The sequence below is a fragment of the Pseudoflavonifractor phocaeensis genome (genome assembly GCF_016901735.1).
Lineage (GTDB): Bacteria > Bacillota > Clostridia > Oscillospirales > Oscillospiraceae > Pseudoflavonifractor_A.
This window is the reverse complement of the sequence record NZ_JACLZC010000031.1, coordinates 14,656-32,900: the sequence shown is the minus strand read 5'-3', so window position 1 is coordinate 32,900 and position 18,245 is coordinate 14,656. Positions and strand designations below refer to the sequence as shown.

The 18,245-nt window shown below is 63.7% G+C and carries 18 protein-coding genes and 1 riboswitch; of the genes, 13 read left to right on the top strand and 5 right to left on the bottom strand.

Annotated features, from left to right (window positions below; all coding sequences use genetic code 11):
* Positions 1–208 precede the first annotated feature (208 nt).
* The 8 genes from alr (at position 209) to H7U37_RS08315 (ending at position 8,550) form a co-directional block, all read left to right on the top strand.
* Positions 209–1,333 carry an alanine racemase gene (gene alr / locus H7U37_RS08350; RefSeq protein WP_204875045.1) on the top strand — a complete coding sequence of 375 codons (1,125 nt, stop codon included), beginning with the start codon at positions 209–211 and terminating at the stop codon, positions 1,331–1,333.
* A gap of 168 nt (positions 1,334–1,501) precedes the next feature.
* Positions 1,502–1,906: a type II toxin-antitoxin system PemK/MazF family toxin gene (locus tag H7U37_RS08345; RefSeq protein WP_204875044.1), complete on the top strand. Its 405-nt coding sequence runs from the start codon at positions 1,502–1,504 to the stop codon at positions 1,904–1,906.
* A 95-nt stretch (positions 1,907–2,001) separates the two neighbouring features.
* Positions 2,002–2,538 (top strand): hypothetical protein, encoded by a 537-nt coding sequence (locus H7U37_RS08340; protein WP_204875043.1) that lies wholly within the window; start codon positions 2,002–2,004, stop codon positions 2,536–2,538.
* Positions 2,539–2,617: 79 nt separating this feature from the next.
* Complete coding sequence (locus H7U37_RS08335) at positions 2,618–3,172, top strand: response regulator (protein ID WP_204875042.1); 555 nt, start codon at positions 2,618–2,620, stop codon at positions 3,170–3,172.
* 13 nt (positions 3,173–3,185) lie between these two features.
* Complete coding sequence (locus tag H7U37_RS08330) at positions 3,186–4,448, top strand: hypothetical protein (protein WP_204875041.1); 1,263 nt, start codon at positions 3,186–3,188, stop codon at positions 4,446–4,448.
* Between the two features lie 71 nt (positions 4,449–4,519).
* Positions 4,520–5,278, top strand: a complete 759-nt coding sequence (locus tag H7U37_RS08325; protein WP_204875040.1) for a nucleotidyltransferase domain-containing protein — start codon at positions 4,520–4,522, stop codon at positions 5,276–5,278.
* A gap of 78 nt (positions 5,279–5,356) precedes the next feature.
* Positions 5,357–8,035, top strand: a complete 2,679-nt coding sequence (locus tag H7U37_RS08320) for a translation factor GTPase family protein (protein WP_204875039.1) — start codon at positions 5,357–5,359, stop codon at positions 8,033–8,035.
* Positions 8,032–8,550: a nitroreductase gene (locus H7U37_RS08315; RefSeq protein ID WP_204875038.1), complete on the top strand. Its 519-nt coding sequence runs from the start codon at positions 8,032–8,034 to the stop codon at positions 8,548–8,550. Before H7U37_RS08320 ends, H7U37_RS08315 begins: the two co-directional genes overlap by 4 nt.
* 43 nt (positions 8,551–8,593) lie before the next feature.
* On the opposite strand, the gene H7U37_RS08310 is transcribed toward H7U37_RS08315, so the two are convergent.
* From H7U37_RS08310 to metK, 5 genes are all read right to left on the bottom strand, one after another.
* The gene (locus H7U37_RS08310; RefSeq protein WP_204875036.1) at positions 8,594–9,166 is read right to left on the bottom strand and encodes a chromate transporter; all 573 of its coding nucleotides are present in this window, start codon (positions 9,164–9,166) and stop codon (positions 8,594–8,596) included.
* A complete protein-coding gene (locus H7U37_RS08305) occupies positions 9,163–9,747 on the bottom strand; it encodes a chromate transporter (RefSeq protein WP_204875034.1) in 585 nt (194 codons plus the stop codon). Before H7U37_RS08305 ends, H7U37_RS08310 begins: the two co-directional genes overlap by 4 nt.
* Before the next feature lie 145 nt (positions 9,748–9,892).
* Positions 9,893–11,479 carry an NAD(P)/FAD-dependent oxidoreductase gene (locus H7U37_RS08300; RefSeq protein ID WP_204875033.1) on the bottom strand — a complete coding sequence of 529 codons (1,587 nt, stop codon included), beginning with the start codon at positions 11,477–11,479 and terminating at the stop codon, positions 9,893–9,895.
* Positions 11,480–11,492: 13 nt separating this feature from the next.
* Positions 11,493–12,200: a purine-nucleoside phosphorylase gene (gene deoD, locus H7U37_RS08295; RefSeq protein WP_204875031.1), complete on the bottom strand. Its 708-nt coding sequence runs from the start codon at positions 12,198–12,200 to the stop codon at positions 11,493–11,495.
* Between the two features lie 148 nt (positions 12,201–12,348).
* Positions 12,349–13,530, bottom strand: a complete 1,182-nt coding sequence (metK, locus tag H7U37_RS08290; protein ID WP_207751970.1) for a methionine adenosyltransferase — start codon at positions 13,528–13,530, stop codon at positions 12,349–12,351.
* Positions 13,531–13,626: 96 nt separating this feature from the next.
* A riboswitch (SAM riboswitch) is annotated at positions 13,627–13,741 on the bottom strand.
* A 187-nt stretch (positions 13,742–13,928) separates the two neighbouring features.
* Here metK and ylqF point away from each other — a divergent pair.
* From ylqF to thrC, 5 genes are read left to right on the top strand one after another with little or no spacing between them, the layout of a single operon-like run.
* On the top strand, positions 13,929–14,813 hold the full coding sequence (gene ylqF, locus H7U37_RS08285) for a ribosome biogenesis GTPase YlqF (RefSeq protein ID WP_204875029.1): 885 nt from the start codon (positions 13,929–13,931) through the stop codon (positions 14,811–14,813).
* Positions 14,791–15,414, top strand: coding sequence for a ribonuclease HII (locus H7U37_RS08280; RefSeq protein WP_204875027.1), 624 nt, complete (start codon positions 14,791–14,793; stop codon positions 15,412–15,414). Before ylqF ends, H7U37_RS08280 begins: the two co-directional genes overlap by 23 nt.
* Complete coding sequence (locus H7U37_RS08275; RefSeq protein ID WP_204875025.1) at positions 15,411–15,761, top strand: YraN family protein; 351 nt, start codon at positions 15,411–15,413, stop codon at positions 15,759–15,761. Before H7U37_RS08280 ends, H7U37_RS08275 begins: the two co-directional genes overlap by 4 nt.
* 50 nt (positions 15,762–15,811) lie before the next feature.
* The gene (locus tag H7U37_RS08270; RefSeq protein ID WP_204875024.1) at positions 15,812–16,759 is read left to right on the top strand and encodes a dipeptidase; all 948 of its coding nucleotides are present in this window, start codon (positions 15,812–15,814) and stop codon (positions 16,757–16,759) included.
* Positions 16,747–18,234, top strand: coding sequence for a threonine synthase (thrC, locus tag H7U37_RS08265; RefSeq protein ID WP_204875023.1), 1,488 nt, complete (start codon positions 16,747–16,749; stop codon positions 18,232–18,234). Before H7U37_RS08270 ends, thrC begins: the two co-directional genes overlap by 13 nt.
* Positions 18,235–18,245 lie beyond the last annotated feature (11 nt).

The window sequence follows — 18,245 nt, the reverse complement described above, 5'->3', positions numbered from 1 at the left end:
ATGGCCCCCTCTCGTCAAGTTGTTGTGTCGCAACTCAACTTTAACCGATGAGGCCCTATCCTTCATCCTTTTTTATTCAACTGTCCAACATGTATTGTACTCCTACAAGGCGGGGCTTTTTGGCGGGGAAAAGGAGCTTGTAGCAGGGGGAGATTTATGGTATCATAACTTCCGTATAGCCATATCTGAGGAAAATGAGGCGGATACCATGGAACAACTGGAAGGACGCACCTGGGCGGAGATCGACCTGGGGGCGCTGGAGCATAATTATCGCGCGCTGCGCGCCATGCTGGAGCCGGGCTGCCGGTTTTTGGGCGTGGTGAAGGCCAATGCCTACGGGCATGGCGCGGTGCCGGTGGCCAGGCGCCTGGAGGCGCTGGGCTGCGACTACCTGGCGGTGGCCACGGTGGACGAGGGGGCCGAGCTGCGGGAGAGCGGGATCACCCTGCCCATCCTGGTGCTGGGCCATACGCCGGCGGACCGGCTGGAGCGGGCGGCGGCGCTGGACCTGACCCAGACCATCTTTGATTTGGAGAGCGCCGGCCTTCTGTCGGAGGCGGCGGGAAAGCTGGGAAAGAAGGCCAAGATCCACCTGAAGGCGGACACGGGTATGTCCCGGCTGGGGCTTTTGTGCGACGAGGCCCACCTGCCGGAGACGGTGGATACCATGGCGGCCATCTGCGCCAAGCCCAATCTGGAGGCGGAGGGGATTTTCACCCACTTTGCCGACGCCGACGGCAGCGAGGCCTATACCATGATGCAGTTTACCCGTTTTCTGGACCTGCTGTCGGCGCTGGAGGCGCGGGGGATCACCTTTGCCATCCGGCACTGTGCCGCCAGCGCGGCCACGCTGAAATATCCCTGCACCCATCTGGACATGGTGCGCCCCGGCATCGCCCTCTATGGCCACTATCCGGACCCCTCCTGCGAGGGGCTGGACGGCCCCGGCCTGGCGCCGGTGATGGCGCTGAAAACCCGGGTGGCGGCGGTCCGCACGCTGCCGGCGGGGACCTGTGTGAGCTACGGACGCACCGCCCGCCTGGAGGAGGAGACCACCCTGGCGGTGCTGCCCATCGGCTATGCCGACGGCCTGCGCCGGAGCCTTTCCAACCGGGGAGACGTGCTGCTGAACGGGACACCGCGTCCCATTGTGGGCCGGGTGTGTATGGATATGTGCATGGTCCGGGCGGACGAAACGGTCCGGGCGGGGGACGTGGCCACGCTGTTCGGGGCGGAGTGTCCCATCGAGCGGTATGCCGCGCTGAGCGATACCATCCAGTATGAGCTGCTGTGCGCGGTGAGTCCCCGGGTGCCCCGCCGTTACCTGGACTGAGGGGCACGCCGGGCCGCCGGAGGGCATAGAGTGGTGTGGGAGATGAGCGCCGGCCGCCGGGCAGCGGCAGGCCGTTTGATCCCGCCGCTGTATGTGTGTGTCTGTATGTATAAAGTCCGCCCTCCCGTGGGAAAATCATAGTAGCCGTGCGGGGGAGCGGACCTCCCCATGACGCCGGCCACTATCTTCCGGCGGAGTGTGAGCTTTGTGGATAACAGCGTAAAACGAGGAGACATTTTTTATGCCGATCTGAGTCCCGTGGTGGGGAGCGAGCAGGGGGGCGTGCGTCCGGTGCTCATCGTGCAGAACGATACGGGCAACCGGCACAGTCCCACCGTCATTGCCGCGGCCATCACATCCCAGACCGGAAAGGCCCGTCTGCCCACCCACATCGAGTTCGCGGCCGGGAGCTACGGGCTCCCCAAGGACTCGGTGGTCCTGCTGGAGCAGATCCGCACCCTGGATAAGCGGCGGCTGCGGGAGCATATGGGCAGGCTGGACGGTGAATTGATGCGCAAGGTGGATTCGGCCATCGCGGTGAGCTTCGGACTCCACCCGCAGCAGATGGTTTGACCCAAGAACCGCATGGGCGCCGGCGGACGGCTACATAGCGATATGGAGCCCCGCCGCGCCCCTTTGACCAAAGGACGATTACATAGGAGGAGAATATGAAAGAGCGTAAATGGACCATCCGCCTGGCGGCAGCCGGTCTGGTGGCGTGCACCATGGCCGGCGTGGCGCTGGCGGCCCAGCAGGGCGGGGAGGGAGACCCGCTGGTGACGCTGAGCTATCTCACCGACACCTTTGCCCCGTCGATTTTGGAGCAGGTGGACGACAAGGTGGAGGAGCGGGAGGCGGCGCTGAAAAAGTCGCTCCAGGCGGTGGCCGACGGCTATGCGGAAGACGTAAAGGCGGCGGGCGGGACCGGCAGCGGAGAGAGCAGCCCGGTCTATGAGGTGGTGACCTTGTCCCAGGGGCAGAAGCTCACCGCCGGCACCTCCTGTGAGATTTTGCTGCGCAGCGGCACGGCCACCTGCGTGTCCGACTCGGCGCCCGGCCTGGTGGACATGACCGGGGGAGGCACCCTGGCCAACGGCGGCGCGCTGACGGCCAATCATCTGTATCTGGCCACCATTGCGGGCCGGGGCGTGAAGGCATCCACGGCGGTGACGGTGATGGTCCGGGGGGATTATACCATCAGCTGACCGGCCGGAGGGGCAGATTTTTCCAAAGCGTTTCCTCAAGTGTGTGTCTGTTCTCTGATTGATAGGGGGAGGGGAAACCGTGAAAAACATTGCCATCGTAGAGGATGAGGACGCCGCCGCCGGGGTGCTGGAGGGATACATCCAGCGGTACGCCGCCGAGACGGGGCGGGAGTACAGGTCCATCTATGCCGTGGTGTTTATGGACATCCAGATGCCCAAGAAGGACGGCATGGCGGCGGCGGTGGAGCTGCGCCGGCACGACAAGAACGTGTCTCTGATTTTCATCACCAATCTGGTCCAATATGCCCTGAAGGGCTACGAGGTGGACGCGGTGAGCTTTCTGGTCAAGCCGGTGAGCTACTATGATTTTTCCCTGAAATTCAAAAAGGCGCTGGACATTTACATCATGAACGAGGAGCGCAGCTTTACGGTCAACTCCTCCGGCGGGCTGTGCCGCATCTCCACGGACAAGCTGATGTATGTGGAGATCATGAACCACCGCCTTTTTTACCATCTCATTGACGACGTGATCGAGCGGACGGGGGTGCTGTCCGGGGTGGAGCAGGAGCTGAGCGCCTTCGGCTTTCTGCGGTGCAACAAGTGGAGCTGGCCAACTGGTACGCGGGTTCCATAGGGGGTCAGTGAGAATGGAGGAGCTTCTGTTCATTTATCAGGACGTCATTCTGGAATTTTTGCTTGAGTTGTATGTATTTTACCTGCTCACCACCCGAAAGCTGGACCGTGCGCCGTGGTTTTGGGTCAAGGTGCTGGGGGGACTGGGGGTCATCCTGACCCTTGCCTTTGGGGCGGCGGCGGCCTACCGGCTCTGCGGCCAGACGGTGGCGGGGCGCATCGGGATCTATCTCTTTCTCTTTGCCGCCACCATGCTCCATGCCCGTTTATGCTTTGCCGAGGGCTTCTCCACGGTTCTTTTTTGCTGCAGCGTGGCCTATGGGGCCCAGAACCTATGCTATAAGCTCTATTTATTGGCCTGGTGCGGCGGCATGGCCCTGAACCTGTACGATCGGTGGGGGACCCGGTTTGACCTCTACTACCGTCTGATGCAGTACACGTTTTTTATCACGGCGGCGGTTTTGGCGTATCTGTTCTTCATCCGCCCGCTGACCCGGCACATATCCAGCTGGCAGATGGACAAGCAGCTGCTGGCCATCACCGTGGTGATTTTGGTCATCACCGTGATTTTGTGCTCCGTCGAGGATATTTACTTTGCCAAGCTGAGCGTGGGTGTGGAAAACCGGTTCGCGCTGCCGGAGCATTTTGTCCTGCGTCAGACGGGCAATCTCTTTTCGGTGCTGTGCTGCGGCATTGTTTTGCTGCTGGCCTCCCGGACGGTGGAGCAGCGGGAGCTGCGGCAGGAGGTGGAATACCTCCAGCACGCCATCCGGCAGAGCGAGCGGCAGTATGAGATCTCCAGGGATACCATTGAGCTCATCAACGTCAAATGCCACGACATCCGCTATAAGCTGGGCAGTCTGGCGGCGCAGGGCGGCGGTCTGGGCGTGGAGGCGATGGCGGATCTGGAAAAAAGCATCTCCATCTATGACGCCAGGATTGAGACGGGGAACCAGCTTTTGGACGTGCTGCTCACCGAAAAGAGCCTGTACTGCGAGCTGACGGCCTCCATCAGTCAGGTGCCGCAGCGGCTATGCCGCGAGGAAGAAACCCTGTTCATCGTTCCCCTTTTCCTGCAGGAGGCCCCCTGTGCGTCGGAAGCACCGTCCATATTACCCCGACGCTCCCACCTCGTAGGGGCGACCCTTGTGGTCGCCCGCTTCCATGCAGGCACGTTAACCTTTCCTGCACCACCTTCCACTTCTTCGACAGACTGGCCGGGACCGGGCTTTTACGCCCGGTCCCGGTTTTTTTGGGATAGCGAGGAGGTAAGATAGCGTTTGACACCCAACCATGGGATACTTTATAATAAAATGGCAGAAAAAACAGAAGTTGGGGGATCAATGATATGAAGGAACTTATTCTGCAGGAGCTGCACAGGATCGAGGAGGAGCACCAGGTCAAGATCCTTTTGGCGGCGGAATCGGGAAGCCGCGCGTGGGGCTTTGCATCCACGGACAGCGACTATGACGTAAGGTTCGTCTATGTGCGGAAGAAGGACGCGTATCTTCGGCTTGACGAGCAGCGCGATGTGATCGAGCTGCCCATCAGCGACGAGCTGGACATCAACGGCTGGGATCTCTCCAAGGCGCTGAGACTTCTTTATAAATCCAATCCCACGCTGTTTGAGTGGTTTGCTTCTCCCATTGTGTACCGTGAGGACGAGGACTTTTGCGGCAGGTTCCGACCACTGATGACGGAGTATTTTTCACCGAAAAACGGTCTTTGCCATTACCTGAGCATGGCAAAGCGAAATTACCGGACTTTTTTGTGCGGGGATACGATCAAGCTGAAAAAATATTTTTATGTGCTTCGCCCCATGCTGGCCTGCAAGTGGATTCTGGACAAGGGGCGTCCCGCGCCAATGCTCTTTGAGACGCTGATGGAGGCGGAGCTGGACCGGGCCTTGGTGGGCGAGGTAAAGCGGCTGCTGGAGCTGAAGAAGAACGCGCCCGAGGTAAGGATCATTCCCAGAGTGGCGGCCATCAACACCTATGTGGAAGAGACGCTGGAGGAGCTGTCCCAGGCGTTCGACCGGCTTCCGGAGTATGTAAATCCCGGCTGGGACGTGCTGAACGAGATTTTCATCACCGAACTGAACCGATAAAAAGCATCCCGTATCGACGAACGCCTCCTCTTGTGATATACTAACAAAAGTTATGTTTTCACAAGGGGAGGAATTTTTATGGGCGAACGGGCTGAGAAAAAGAAGCCGACGAAACATATTTGTGCGGGTCTGTTGGCCCATGTGGACGCGGGCAAAACCACCCTTTCCGAGGGGATGCTGTACGTCAGCGGCAGTCTGCGGAAGTTGGGACGGGTAGACCACAAAGACGCGTTTTTGGACACCTTTGCCCTGGAGCGGGAGCGGGGCATTACGATTTTTTCCAAGCAGGCGGTATTTTCCCGGGGAGACCTGGAGGTCACCCTGCTGGATACGCCGGGGCATGTGGATTTTTCCGCCGAGACGGAGCGGACCCTGGGGGTATTAGACTGCGCCATTTTGGTCATCAGCGGGGTGGACGGGGTCCAGGGCCACACGGAGACGCTGTGGCGGCTGCTGCGGCGGCATGGAGTGCCGGTGTTTTTGTTTCTCAACAAGATGGACCTGCCGGGCGTGGGCCGGGCGGCGCTGATGGAGCAGCTGCGCCGGGGTCTGGACGAGGGCTGCGTGGATTTTACCCCCGATCAGGACCGGGACGCCATGCTGGAGAACATCGCCATGTACGACGAGGGGGCCATGGAGACCTATCTGGAGACCGGGACGCTGGACCGGGAGACCATTGGGGCGCTGGTGGCCAAGCGGGCCGTGTTTCCCTGCTACTTCGGCGCGGCGCTGCGGCTGGACGGGGTGGAGGCGCTGCTGGACGGGCTGGCGGACTATCTGCCCGCGCCGGTCTATCCGCCGGAATTCGGGGCCCGGGTGTTCAAGATTGCCCGGGACCCCCAGGGGGGACGGCTGACCTATCTGAAGGTAACGGGCGGCACGCTGAAGGTAAAGGACCTGCTCAGCGGCGGTGATGAAGAAGAGGAATGGCGGGAGAAGGTGGACCAGCTCCGCATCTACTCGGGCGCGAAATTCCGGGCCGTGGAGGAAGCGCCGGCGGGTACGGTGTGCGCCGTGACCGGTCTGAGCCAGACGAAGCCCGACCAGGGTCTGGGCTGGGAGGAGGACGAACGGCCGCCGGTGCTGACGCCGGTGCTCACCTATCAGCTCTGTCTGCCGGCGGGCTGTGATCCCCACAGCACGCTGCGCCGCCTCAAGGAGCTGGAGGAGGAGGACCCGCAGCTCCATCTGGTGTGGAACGAGCGGCTCCAGGAGCTCCATGTGCAGCTGATGGGCGAGGTGCAGCTGGAAGTGCTGCAAGCGCTGATCAAGGAGCGGTTCGATCTGGACGTGACCTTTGGAACGGGCAGCATTTTGTATCAGGAGACCATTGCCGGACCGGTGAGGGGCATCGGGCACTATGAGCCGCTGCGCCATTACGCGGAGGTCCACCTGCTGCTGGAGCCGGGGGAGCGGGGCAGCGGGGTGGTGTGCGCCACGGCGTGCAGCGAGGATATGCTGGACGGCCACTGGCAGCGGCTCATTCTGACCCATTTGGCGGAAAAAGCCCATGCGGGGGTGCTGACCGGCGCGCCGCTGACCGACGTGCGCATCACCCTGCTGGCCGGACGGGCCCACCTGAAGCACACCGAGGGAGGCGACTTCCGGCAGGCCACCTACCGGGCGGTACGGCAGGGGCTCATGTCGGCCCAGAGCATTTTGCTGGAGCCGTGGTACGACTTCCGGCTGGAGGTGCCCGCCGAGCAGGTGGGCCGAGCCATGACGGACTTACAGCGGATGGGGGGCGAGGTGGACCCGCCGGAGACCCTGGGGGAGGGGATACGGCTCACCGGCGGCGCGCCGGTAGCGGGCCTGCGGGACTATGCCAGTCAGGTGGCGTCCTATACCCGGGGCAGAGGGCGGCTCACCTGCACCCTGCGGGGCTACGCGCCCTGCCAGAATCAGGAGGACATCGTGGCGGCGTCCGGGTACGATCCCTGCCGGGACACGGAGAATCCGCCGGACTCGGTGTTCTGCGCCCACGGCGCGGGCTATGTGGTGCCGTGGGACCAGGTGCCCGACCACGCCCATGTGAACAGCGGTTTTTATCCGGAGGAGGAAGAGGAGCCGGAGGACCGGCCTGCTCCCGCCCGGCGGAGCAGCACGCCGGCAGCTGGTCTGGAAGCGGACAAGGAGCTCATGGCCATTTTTGAGCGGACCTATGGTCCGGTGAAGCGGCAGACCTTCCGGCCGGCCCCCAAGCCGGTCCCGCGGGAGGCGGAGGAGAAGCGGACCGTGGTCATTCAGGAGCAGGGTCCGGAATACCTGCTGGTGGACGGCTATAACATCATCTTTGCCTGGGACGAGCTTCACGCCGTGGCCAAGTCCAATCTGGACGCCGCCCGGCAGATGCTGATGGACCTGATGAGTAACTATCAGGGCTTCCGCAAGTGCCGGCTGATTTTGGTGTTTGACGCCTACCGGGTGCCGGGCAATCCGGGGCAGGTGGTGAAATACCACAATATCCATGTGGTGTACACCAAGGAGGCGGAGACGGCGGACACCTATATTGAGCGGGCCACCTACGCGCTGAGCCGGGACAACCGGGTGCGGGTGGCCACGTCGGACGGCGTGGAGCAGCTCATCATTCTGGGCCACGGCGCGCTGCGGGTATCGGCCCGCACCTTCCACGACGAGGTGACCCAGGCCATGGGTCAGATCTCCGACCTGGTGCGGCGGAACAATCAAAAGAATAAGGGCTCCAAGGTGGGCGAGGTAGCCCGCAAAGCCCAGAGAAAGGAAGGTTATCCATCATGAAAGAAGCGTATGAAAACCTGCTGACCCGGCGGAGCGTCCGGGCCTATTCGGACAAGCCGGTCCCCCGGGAGACGGTGGCGGCCATTGTGGAGGCGGGCCGCTACGCGCCCAGCGGCATGGGCCGTCAGCCCTGCCTGTTTGTGGCGGTGCAGGACCCGGAGACGGTCCAGCTGCTGTCCCGGCTGAACGCGGCGGTGATGGGGACGGACAACGACCCCTTCTACGGCGCGTCCACGGTGGTGATGGTGCTGGCCGACCGGACGGCGCCCACCTACCGGGACGACGGCGCCCTGGCTATGGGTAATCTGATGAACGCGGCCCACGCGCTGGGGGTGGACTCCTGCTGGATTCACCGGGCCCGGGAGGTCATGGACGGACCGGAGGGGGCCAAGCTGCGGGAAAAATGGGGGATCAGCGGCGACTATGAGGGCATCGGCCACTGCATCCTGGGCTATGCCGCGGGAGAGGTGCCGGCGGCCAAGCCCCGCCGGGAGGGCAACGTACTCTGGATCTAAAGCAACACCCGCACGGGAGTCATTCCGTGCGGGTGTTTTCGTTTTAAGTGCAATCGGCGCCCAGGAGAAGGTAGGCGGCCATTCCGATCACGCCGGCGCCCAGCATGACCATAACGGGGTCGGGCTTCCAGCGGCGCAGCACGATGAACGCGGCCAAAAAGAGGACCAGGGCCACCGGATCGGGGAAAGCGGGCACAAAGCCGCCCTCTCCCCACAGGGCGGTGAGGAGCATATCCAGCCCGGCGCCGGCGATGAGGGCCACGATGGCGGGGCGCAGTCCGTCCAGCGCGCCCTGGATGGCGGTGACCTTCTGCCAGCGGCGGTAGATCCAGGCCAGCAGGGAGACGATCAGGCAGGAGGGGAGGACGCAGCCGGCGGTGGCCGCCACCGCCCCCAGGGGTCCGGCGATCTGCATTCCCACAAAGGTGGAGGCGTTGATGGCGATGGGGCCGGGGGTCATCTGGGAGATGGTGGTCAGGTCGGTGAGCTGGGCCATGGTGAGCCAATGGTGATGCTCCACCACCTGGGCCTGGATGAGGGGGAGGGCGGCGTAACCGCCGCCGAAGCTGAACAGGCCGATTTGGAAGAAGCTCCAAAAGAGCTGAAGGAAGGTCATACCGTCCCCTCCTTTTTGTCGCGGGCCTGCCGCCAGAACGCGGCGAGGATGCCCACCACGGCGCAGACAAGGATGATCCACACCACGTTGATGTCACACAAAAGGGTTACCAGGAAAGCGCCGGCCATGATGAGGGTGGGGAGGAGGCGCTTCTGGGCCAGGATACCGCCGGCCATATCCACCACCACGCTGGCGATGACGGCGGCCACGCCGGACTGCATCCCTTTGAGGAGGGCGGCCACGATGGGGTTGGAGCGGAAGGCGGCGTAGAAGAGGGAGACGACGGACAGGATGAGGAAGGGCGGGAGGACCGTACCCAGGATGGCCACCAGCGCGCCCAGGGGACCGGCCACCCGCCAGCCCAGCAGGATGGCGGCGTTGACGGCGATGGGACCGGGGGCGGACTGGGCAATGGCGGTGAGGTCCAGCATTTCCTTTTCTTCGATCCAGCGGAGGTCATCCACGAACCGGCGGCGCATCAAAGGCACGATGACATAGCCGCCGCCGAAGGTGAAGGCGCTGAGATAAAAGGTAGAGGTAAAGAGCTTGAGGCAGAGGGAAGGATTGGAATTGGCTGACATAGAACAGGCCTCCCGGCAGTCAGGATAGACGCCCTCATTATACTGACAGAAAGGGCGTTTGTAAAGTGGGCGCGGAGGGGGCAAAAAGCTCCGGCCGCCCCTCCGAGGAAGGACAGCCGGAGCCGGAATAGCGGGGAACGGGCGTTCAGTGCCAGGCGGCCACAGCCTCGGCCACCCGCACCCCGTCCACGGCGGCGGACATAATGCCGCCGGCGTAGCCCGCGCCCTCGCCGCAGGGGAAGAGACCCGCCAAGCCGGTGGACTGGAAGTCATCCCCCCGGAGGATGCGCACCGGGGAGGAGGACCGGGTCTCCACGCCGGTGAGGACGGCGTCGGGGTGGGCAAAGCCTCTGACCTTCCGGTCAAAGAGGGGGAGGGCGTCCCGCAGGGTGTGGGCCACATAGTCGGGGAGGCACCGGTGCAGGTCGGTCCAGGCGACGCCGGGGCGGTAGGTGGGCAATACCCGTCCGGGCCCGGAGGAGGGGATACCCGCCAGGAAGTCGCCCACGGTTTGGGCGGGAGCGTGGAAGGAGCGTCCCCCCAGCTCCCAGGCGGCCTGCTCCCAGATCTCCTGGAAGCGGACGCCGGCCAGGGGATCGTCGCCGGGGAAGTCGTCCGGTCCCACACCCACCAGAAAGCCGCCGTTGATGTTCTCTCCGTCCCGGGCGCGGCAGCTCATGCCGTTGGTGACCACCTGGCCGGACTGGGAGGCGGCGGCCACCACCTGACCGCCGGGACAGACGCAGAAGGTAAAGGCGGACCGGCCCGAGGGCAGGTGGCAGGAGAGCTTATAGTCGGCGGGGGGCAGGTCCTGCCAGTAGCCGCCGAACTGGGCGGCGCTGATGTCCCGCTGCCGGTGCTCGATGCGAACTCCGATGGCGAAATTTTTCCGCTCCAGGGGGAGGCCCATTTCATACAGCAGGGCGAAGGTATCCCGGGCGGAGTGTCCGGGGGCCAGCACCAGGGTGTCGCAGGGCAGGTCGTAGCAGCCGTCGGGCGCGGCGACGGTGATACCGGTCACCCGGCCGTTTTCCGCGCGGATGCCGGTGAGCTGATGCTCGAAGCGCACCTCGCAGCCCAGGGACAAAAGCTCCGTGCGGATGGTTTTGACCACTTGGCGCAGCACGTCGGTGCCGATGTGGGGCCTGTGGCTCCAGGCCACGTCAGGGGGCGCGCCCGCGCCCACCAGGGTATCCAATACGGTGGAGATGCGGCTGTCGTGGGTGCCGGTGGTGAGCTTGCCGTCGGAGAAGGTGCCCGCGCCGCCCTCCCCGAACTGGACGTTAGAGCTGGGGGAGAGCTGGCCGGTGGCCCAGAACCGCTCCACATCCTGGGCGCGGCTGTCCACGTCCTTCCCCCGCTCCAGCACGAGGGAGGGCACCCCCGCCCGGGCCAAATAGAGGGCAGCGAAGAGCCCGGCGGGCCCCATCCCCACGACAACGGGTTTCAGGGCGGACCGACGGAGCACCGGCGGGAAGGTATAGCGCTTGCGCTCCACCTTGGAGACCTGGTTGGATCTGCACCGGGCCAGCACCTTGTCCTCCCTGTCCACCGCCACCTGGACGGTACACACCAGATGGACGTCCTGTTTTTTGCGGGCGTCGATGGACTGGCGCACCAGGCGCAGTTCTCCCAGCGCCTCGGGTGGCACCCGGAGGACCTTGGCGGCCCGGCGTCGGAGCGGCTCCTCGCCGCCGGGGAGGGGAAGAGAGAGATTGCTGATTTGAAGCATGAGAGAAAACCTCTTACAGGGAAGCGGCGGTCTCCAGCGCCACCTCCATCATGGCGGTGAAGGCGGTCTGCCGCTCCACGGGGGTGGTGGCCTTGTGGGTGAGGAGCTCGTCGGAGACGGTGAGGAGGGTCATGGCCTCCTTGCCGCAGCGGGCGGCGTTGCAGTAGAGGGCGAGACTTTCCATTTCCAGAGCCAGCACGCCCATTTTGCGCCAGGCCTCCACGGGGGAGATGTCGTCATAGAAAGTGTCGTTGGAGGCCACGTTGCCCACGGCCACGTGACATCCCTTCTGCCGGGCGATCTCCTCGGCCCTGCGGACCAGGGGGAAGGAGGCGATGGGGGCGAAGGCGCCGGGGAGCTGATACTGGGCGGCGTAGTTGGAGTTGGAGCAGGCGCCCAGGGCGATGACCAGGTCGCCGATGTGGAGGTTTTCCTGGATGGAGCCGGTGGTGCCGATGCGGATGATACGCTCCACGCCGTAGAAATGGAAGAGCTCATAGGAGTAGATACCCATGGAGGGGCAGCCCATGCCGCTGCCCTGGACGGAGACGGGGACGCCGCGGTACTTGCCGGTATAGCCCAGCATACCGCGGATACCGTTGACCTGGACGGCGTCGGTGAGGAAGTGTTCGGCGATGAACTTGGCCCGGAGGGGATCGCCGGGCATGAGGACGGTGGGGGCGTAAGCGCCCTCCCTGGCTTCGATATGGGGAGTAGGCATAGAAACCTCCTTATAATATAGAGTGGAGAGTGAAGAGTTGAGAGTGAAGATATGGAATTCGCCTGCGGCGAATGATTTGGAATTCGTCCGGCTCTGCCGGACACAATTTCTTCACTCTTCACTCTCTACTCTTCACTCTAACATGGTGTTACAGGTTGGCCTTGAGGGCGCCGGCGCGGTCGGTGCGCTCCCAGGGGAGGTCCAGGTCGCTGCGGCCGAAGTGGCCGTAGGCGGCGGTCTGGCGGTAGATGGGGCGGCGCAGATCCAGGTCCCGGATGATGGCGGTGGGACGCAGGTCGAAGGTCTTTTCGATGGCGGCCTCCAGGGCTTCGTCGGAGACCTTGCCGGTGCCGAAGGTGTCCACCCGGACGGAGACGGGCTGGGCCACGCCGATGGCGTAGGCCAGCTGGAGTTGGCAGCGGTCGGCGAGACCGGCGGCCACCACGGTCTTGGCCACCCAGCGGGCGGCGTAGGCGGCGGAGCGGTCCACCTTGGTTGGGTCCTTGCCGGAGAAGGCGCCGCCGCCGTGGGGGGCGGAACCGCCGTAGGTATCCACGATGATCTTGCGGCCGGTGAGGCCGGAGTCGCCCTGGGGACCGCCGATGACGAAGCGGCCGGTGGGGTTGACGTAGATCTTGGTGTTGCCGTCCATCAGGTGGGCGGGGATGGTGGGCCGGATGACCAGCTCGATCATGTCCTTGCGGATCTGTTCCAGGGTGGCGTCTGGGCTGTGCTGGGTGGAGAGGACCACCGCGTCCACCCGGACGGGCTTGTCGTTTTCGTCATACTCCACGGTGACCTGGGTCTTGCCGTCGGGGCGCAGATAGGAGACCAGCCCTTCCTTGCGCACGGCGGCCAGCCGCATAGCCATTTTCTGGGCCAGGGTGATGGGGAGGGGCATGAGCTCTTCGGTCTCGTTGCAGGCGTAGCCGAACATCATGCCCTGGTCGCCGGCGCCGTTGGTCAGGTCGTCGTCCTGTCCGCCCTCCTTGGCCTCCAGGGACTTGTCCACGCCCAGGGCGATGTCGGCGGACTGCTCGTCGATGGAGGTGAGGACCGCGCAGGTGTCGCAGTCAAAGCCGAACTTGGCACGGTCGTAGCCGATTTCCCGGACTACTTCCCGGGCGATTTTGGGGATGTCCACATAGCAATGGGTGGTGATTTCGCCCATGACATGGACCAGGCCGGTGGTAACGGTGGTTTCACAGGCCACGCGGCCCATGGGGTCGGCCTCCAGGATGGCGTCCAGGACGGCGTCGGAGATCTGGTCGCAGATTTTGTCGGGATGTCCCTCAGTGACGGATTCAGAAGTAAAAAGCTTTTTGGCCATGGTGATAACGTCCTTTCCTTGTGTGGGCCTTGTCGGGAGAGGGTGAAAAAAGCGCTCCGCCGGCCGGCGGAGCGCTTTGGGAGACTTGGGATATCGTCCTCATCTTTCGATCTGCACCGCCGGATTTGGCACCTTTCTCCATCCCCGTGCCGGGGACAGGGCAGGTTGCCGGGTTTCATAGGGCCGTTCCCTCCACCGCTCTCGATAAGGCGTATTCAGTTAAGCGTAGTGTATTCTACCCTATGGTCGTAAATTTGTCAAGGGGGACGGGAAAGACGGCGATATTTTGGTGAAAATTTTCTGCCGGCGCGGGAAAAAGCTCTTTTTTTTCCGGGCGGGGTTGTGTATAATGATATACTTAGTAGAAAGCGAAGCGGAATCCCCCGAGGAGGGAAGGTATGAACATCCAATGGTATCCCGGTCACATGACCAAGACCCGGCGCATGATCGGGGAGAATCTGAAATACGTGGACCTGGTGGCGGAGGTGGTGGACGCCCGCATCCCCATTTCCAGCCGCAACCCGGATATTGACGAGCTGGTGGGGTCGAAACCCCGCATCATCATCCTCAACCGGGCGGACCAGGCCGACCCGGCCATGAACAGGGTGTGGGGCGACTGGTTCCGCGCCCAGGGCTTTGCGGTGCTGGAGACCGACGCCAAGACGGGCCGGGGGGTAAAGGACTTTCCCAACGCCGCCCGCCTTGCCCTGCGGGAGAAGCTGGAGGCGTGGAAGGCCAAGGGCCAGGTGGGGCGTCCCATCCGGGCCATGATCGTGGGGGTGCCCAATGTGGGCAAGTCCACCTTTATCAATCAGGTGGCGCGGCGCAAGTCGGCCAAGGCGGGCGACCGGCCCGGCGTGACCCGGGGCAAGCAGTGGGTAGCGGTGGACGCCGGCATGGACCTGTTGGACACGCCGGGCATCCTGTGGCCCAAGTTTGAGGACCAGTCCATCGGGTTGAATCTGGCCTTCACCGGGGCGGTGAAGGACGAGATCATGGATGTGGAGACCCTGGCCTGCCATTTTATGGACCTTTTGAACCGGCGGTATCCGGCGGCGTTGGCGCGGTACAAGCTGGAGGCCGACCCGGCCGCCCAGGGCTGGGAGCTGTTAGAGCGGGCGGCCCGCAAGCGGGGCTTTCTCATCTCGGGCGGCGAGGCGGACACCGAGCGGATGGCGAAAATTTTGCTGGACGAGTACCGGGGGAGCAAGCTGGGCCGCTTTACCCTGGAGACGCCGGAGGATCTGGAGCGGAGCGACGATGAAGGAACAGGAGAAAACTGATCTCTGGGCGCTGGAGCGCCGTCTCTGGCGCGAAGGGCGCAAGCTGGTGTGCGGCGCGGACGAGGCGGGGGCCGGGCCGCTGGCCGGGGCGGTATACGCTGCGGCGGTGATTCTCCCGCCCGAGCTGGAACTGCCCTGGCTCAACGACTCCAAAAAGGTGACCCCCAGGCGGCGGGACATTCTCTTTGACCAGATCAAGGAGCGGGCGGTGGCCTGGGCGGTGGCCCGGGTGAAGGCGGAGGAGATCGACGCCATCGACATCCTCAACGCCCGCATGAAGGCCATGGACCTGGCCATCCGGCAGCTCTCGCCGGCGGCGGACTTCGCCCTCATCGACGGCAACCGGGACCACGGCAGCCAATGCGCCATTGCCCTGGACCATGAGACGGTGGTGGGGGGCGACGGGAAAAGCGCCTCCATCGCGGCGGCGTCCATTCTGGCCAAGGTGAGCCGGGACCGGTATATGGAGGAGATGGCCAAGGCGTACCCGCAGTATGAGTTTGAACGCCACAAGGGCTACCCCACCAAGCGCCACTATGAGCTGCTGCGGCAGTACGGGCCTTGTCCCATCCACCGCCGGAGCTTTTTGAAGAAGCTGTGAGCGGGGCGCTGGACCGGGGACGGCGGGGGGAAGCACTGGTGGGCCGCTATCTGGAAGAGGGCGGCTGGACCATTCTGGCGCGCAACTACCGCAGCCGTTACGGAGAGATTGACCTCATCGCGGAAAACGGGACCTTTCTGGCCTTTGTGGAGGTGAAGCTCCGCAAGAAGGGCGGAAGGGTGCCGGGCCGGGAGGCGGTGGATGGGCGTAAGCAGGACCGGCTGCGCAAGACGGCGTTGCTGTACTTGACCCAAAACGAAACCGCGCTCCAGCCCCGGTTCGACGTGGCGGAGGTGGAGGAGGGCGCCGGCGGCCCTGTCATTACTTATTTGGAAAACGCCTTTTGAGCGGAGTGAGACGTCCGGCCGCTGAAAAGACCTGGAGAGGACGTGAGGGTATGAAAAAAGAGATGACCGTGTTCGACGGCCATTGCGATACCATTTTACGCTGCTATGAGCGGGGCGGCGGCATTGCCCGCAACGGGGGCCACCTGGACCTGGAGCGGATGGAGGCATACGGACATTATGCCCAATTCTTTGCCATTTTTGCCGACCGGACCACCCGGCCCGGGATGCCCCTGCACCAGGTATTCCGGGAGGAATACGACCTTTTCCGGCGGGAGCTGGAGAAGAACCGGGACCGTGTGGTCCTGTGCCGCACCGGCGGCCAGGTGGAAGAGGCCTGGCGGGGCGGACGATCAGCGGCGCTTCTCTCGGCGGAGGGGGCGGAGCTGCTGGACTGCTCCACGGAGCTGCTGGAGGAGGCCCATGGTCTGGGGGTCCGGGCGGTGAACCTGACCTGGAACCACGCCAACGCCCTGTCCGGGAGCAACGCGGAGGAGCGGGACCGGGGCCTGTCCGCCCAGGGCAGGGCCTTTGTGGACAAGATGGAACGGCTGGGGATGCTGGTAGACGTGTCCCATTTATCGGACCGGGGCTTTTGGGACGTGGCCCAGCGGCTGAACGGTCCCTTTTTCGCCTCCCACTCCAATGCCCGGGCCCTGTGTCCCGACGCAAGGAACTTGACCGATGAGATGTTTACTGCCATAATAGAGCATAACGGCGTGGCCGGACTGAACGTCTACGCCGGCTTCCTGGGGGATGACCCGGATGTTGATACGGTCATCGCCCATTTGGAGCACTTCCTGGACCTGGGGGGAGAGAAAAACGTCTCTCTGGGGGGCGATTGGGACGGGTGCAGTCAGCTGCCCCGGGGCCTGACCGGCATCCAGGAGCTGGACCGCCTCTATGAGCGGCTGTTGCAGCGCAATTACAGCACGGCGCTTTTGGACGCCGTGTTCAATCAGAATCTGATGAGGGTTGTGAACGAAGTATGTACTATGTAAGCACAAGAGACAAGAGCAACCGGCGCATGGCGGCAGAGGCCATCGCCCAGGGTCTGGCGGCGGACGGCGGCCTGTATACCCCCGAAGTATTTCCCAAGCTGTCCCACAACGCCCTGCAAAGCATGAAGGATATGTCCTATCAGCAGCGGGCGGTGTACATCATGAACGCCTTTTTGGACGACTACTCCGCCGCGGAGCTGACCGCTTTTGCCAAGCGGGCCTATGGCGACGGTAAATTTGACGCCAAGGAAGTGGCCCCGGTCCGCCAGGTGGACCAGAACACCTACGCTCTGGAGCTGTGGCACGGGCCCACCTGCGCCTTCAAGGACATGGCCCTTCAGATCCTGCCCCATCTGCTCACCGCGGCGCTGAAGAAGAACGCCGAGAGCCGTACGGCCTGCATCCTCACCGCCACCTCGGGCGACACCGGCAAGGCGGCGCTGGAGGGTTTCCGGGACGTGGCCCAGACCCGTATTCTGGTATTTTATCCCCAGGACGGCGTCTCCCAGGTACAGAAGCTCCAGATGCTCACCCAGGAGGGAGAGAACGTGGGGGTCTGCGCGGTGGAGGGCAACTTTGACGACGCCCAGACCGGCGTGAAGAAGATCTTCTCCGACCCCAAGCTGCGCCAGGCGCTGGACGAGCGGGGCTATTTCTTCTCCTCGGCCAACTCCATCAACTGGGGCCGGGTGCTGCCTCAGATCGTCTACTATGTCTCGGCCTACTGCGACCTGCTGCGGGACGAGAAGATCCAGCCGGGGGACACAGTGAACGTGTGCGTGCCCACCGGAAACTTCGGCGACATTCTGGCGGGCTATTATGCCAAGAAGATGGGGGTGCCGCTGGGCCGGCTCATCTGCGCCTCCAACAAGAACAAGGTTTTGACCGACTTTATCCGCACCGGCATTTACGACCGGGACCGGGAGTTCTACACCACCATTTCTCCCTCCATGGACATCCTCATCTCCTCCAATCTGGAGCGGATGCTCTTTGAGTTTTCCGGCTGCAATGACGCCGAGGTCCGCTCCTACATGGACCAGCTGGCCAACCAGGGCCGGTACGAGGTGAGCGACGCGGTGAAGGCCCGCTTTGCCGACCAGTTCTCCGCCGGCTTCTGCGACGACGAGGACACCCGCAAGACCATCGCCAAGCTGTGGAGCGGGGAGCACTATCTGGCCGATCCCCACACCGCCGTGGCCTTCCACGTACTGGAGGAGTACCGCAAGACCACCCAGGACGAGCGGCCCGCCATTGTGGTGTCCACCGCCAGTCCCTTCAAGTTCAGCTCCGACGTGCTGGAGGCCATTGGGGTCAAGGACCCGGCGGAGGGTCTGGAAGCGGTGGAGCAGCTCTCCGAAAAGACCGGCATTGCGCCGCCCCACTCTCTGGCGGCGCTCCGGCACCGGAAGGTCCGGTTCGGCCAGGCCATTGCCAAGGAGCAGATGGCCGACCAGGTGCTGGGCTTCCTGAAGTAAGAGAGGGGGAC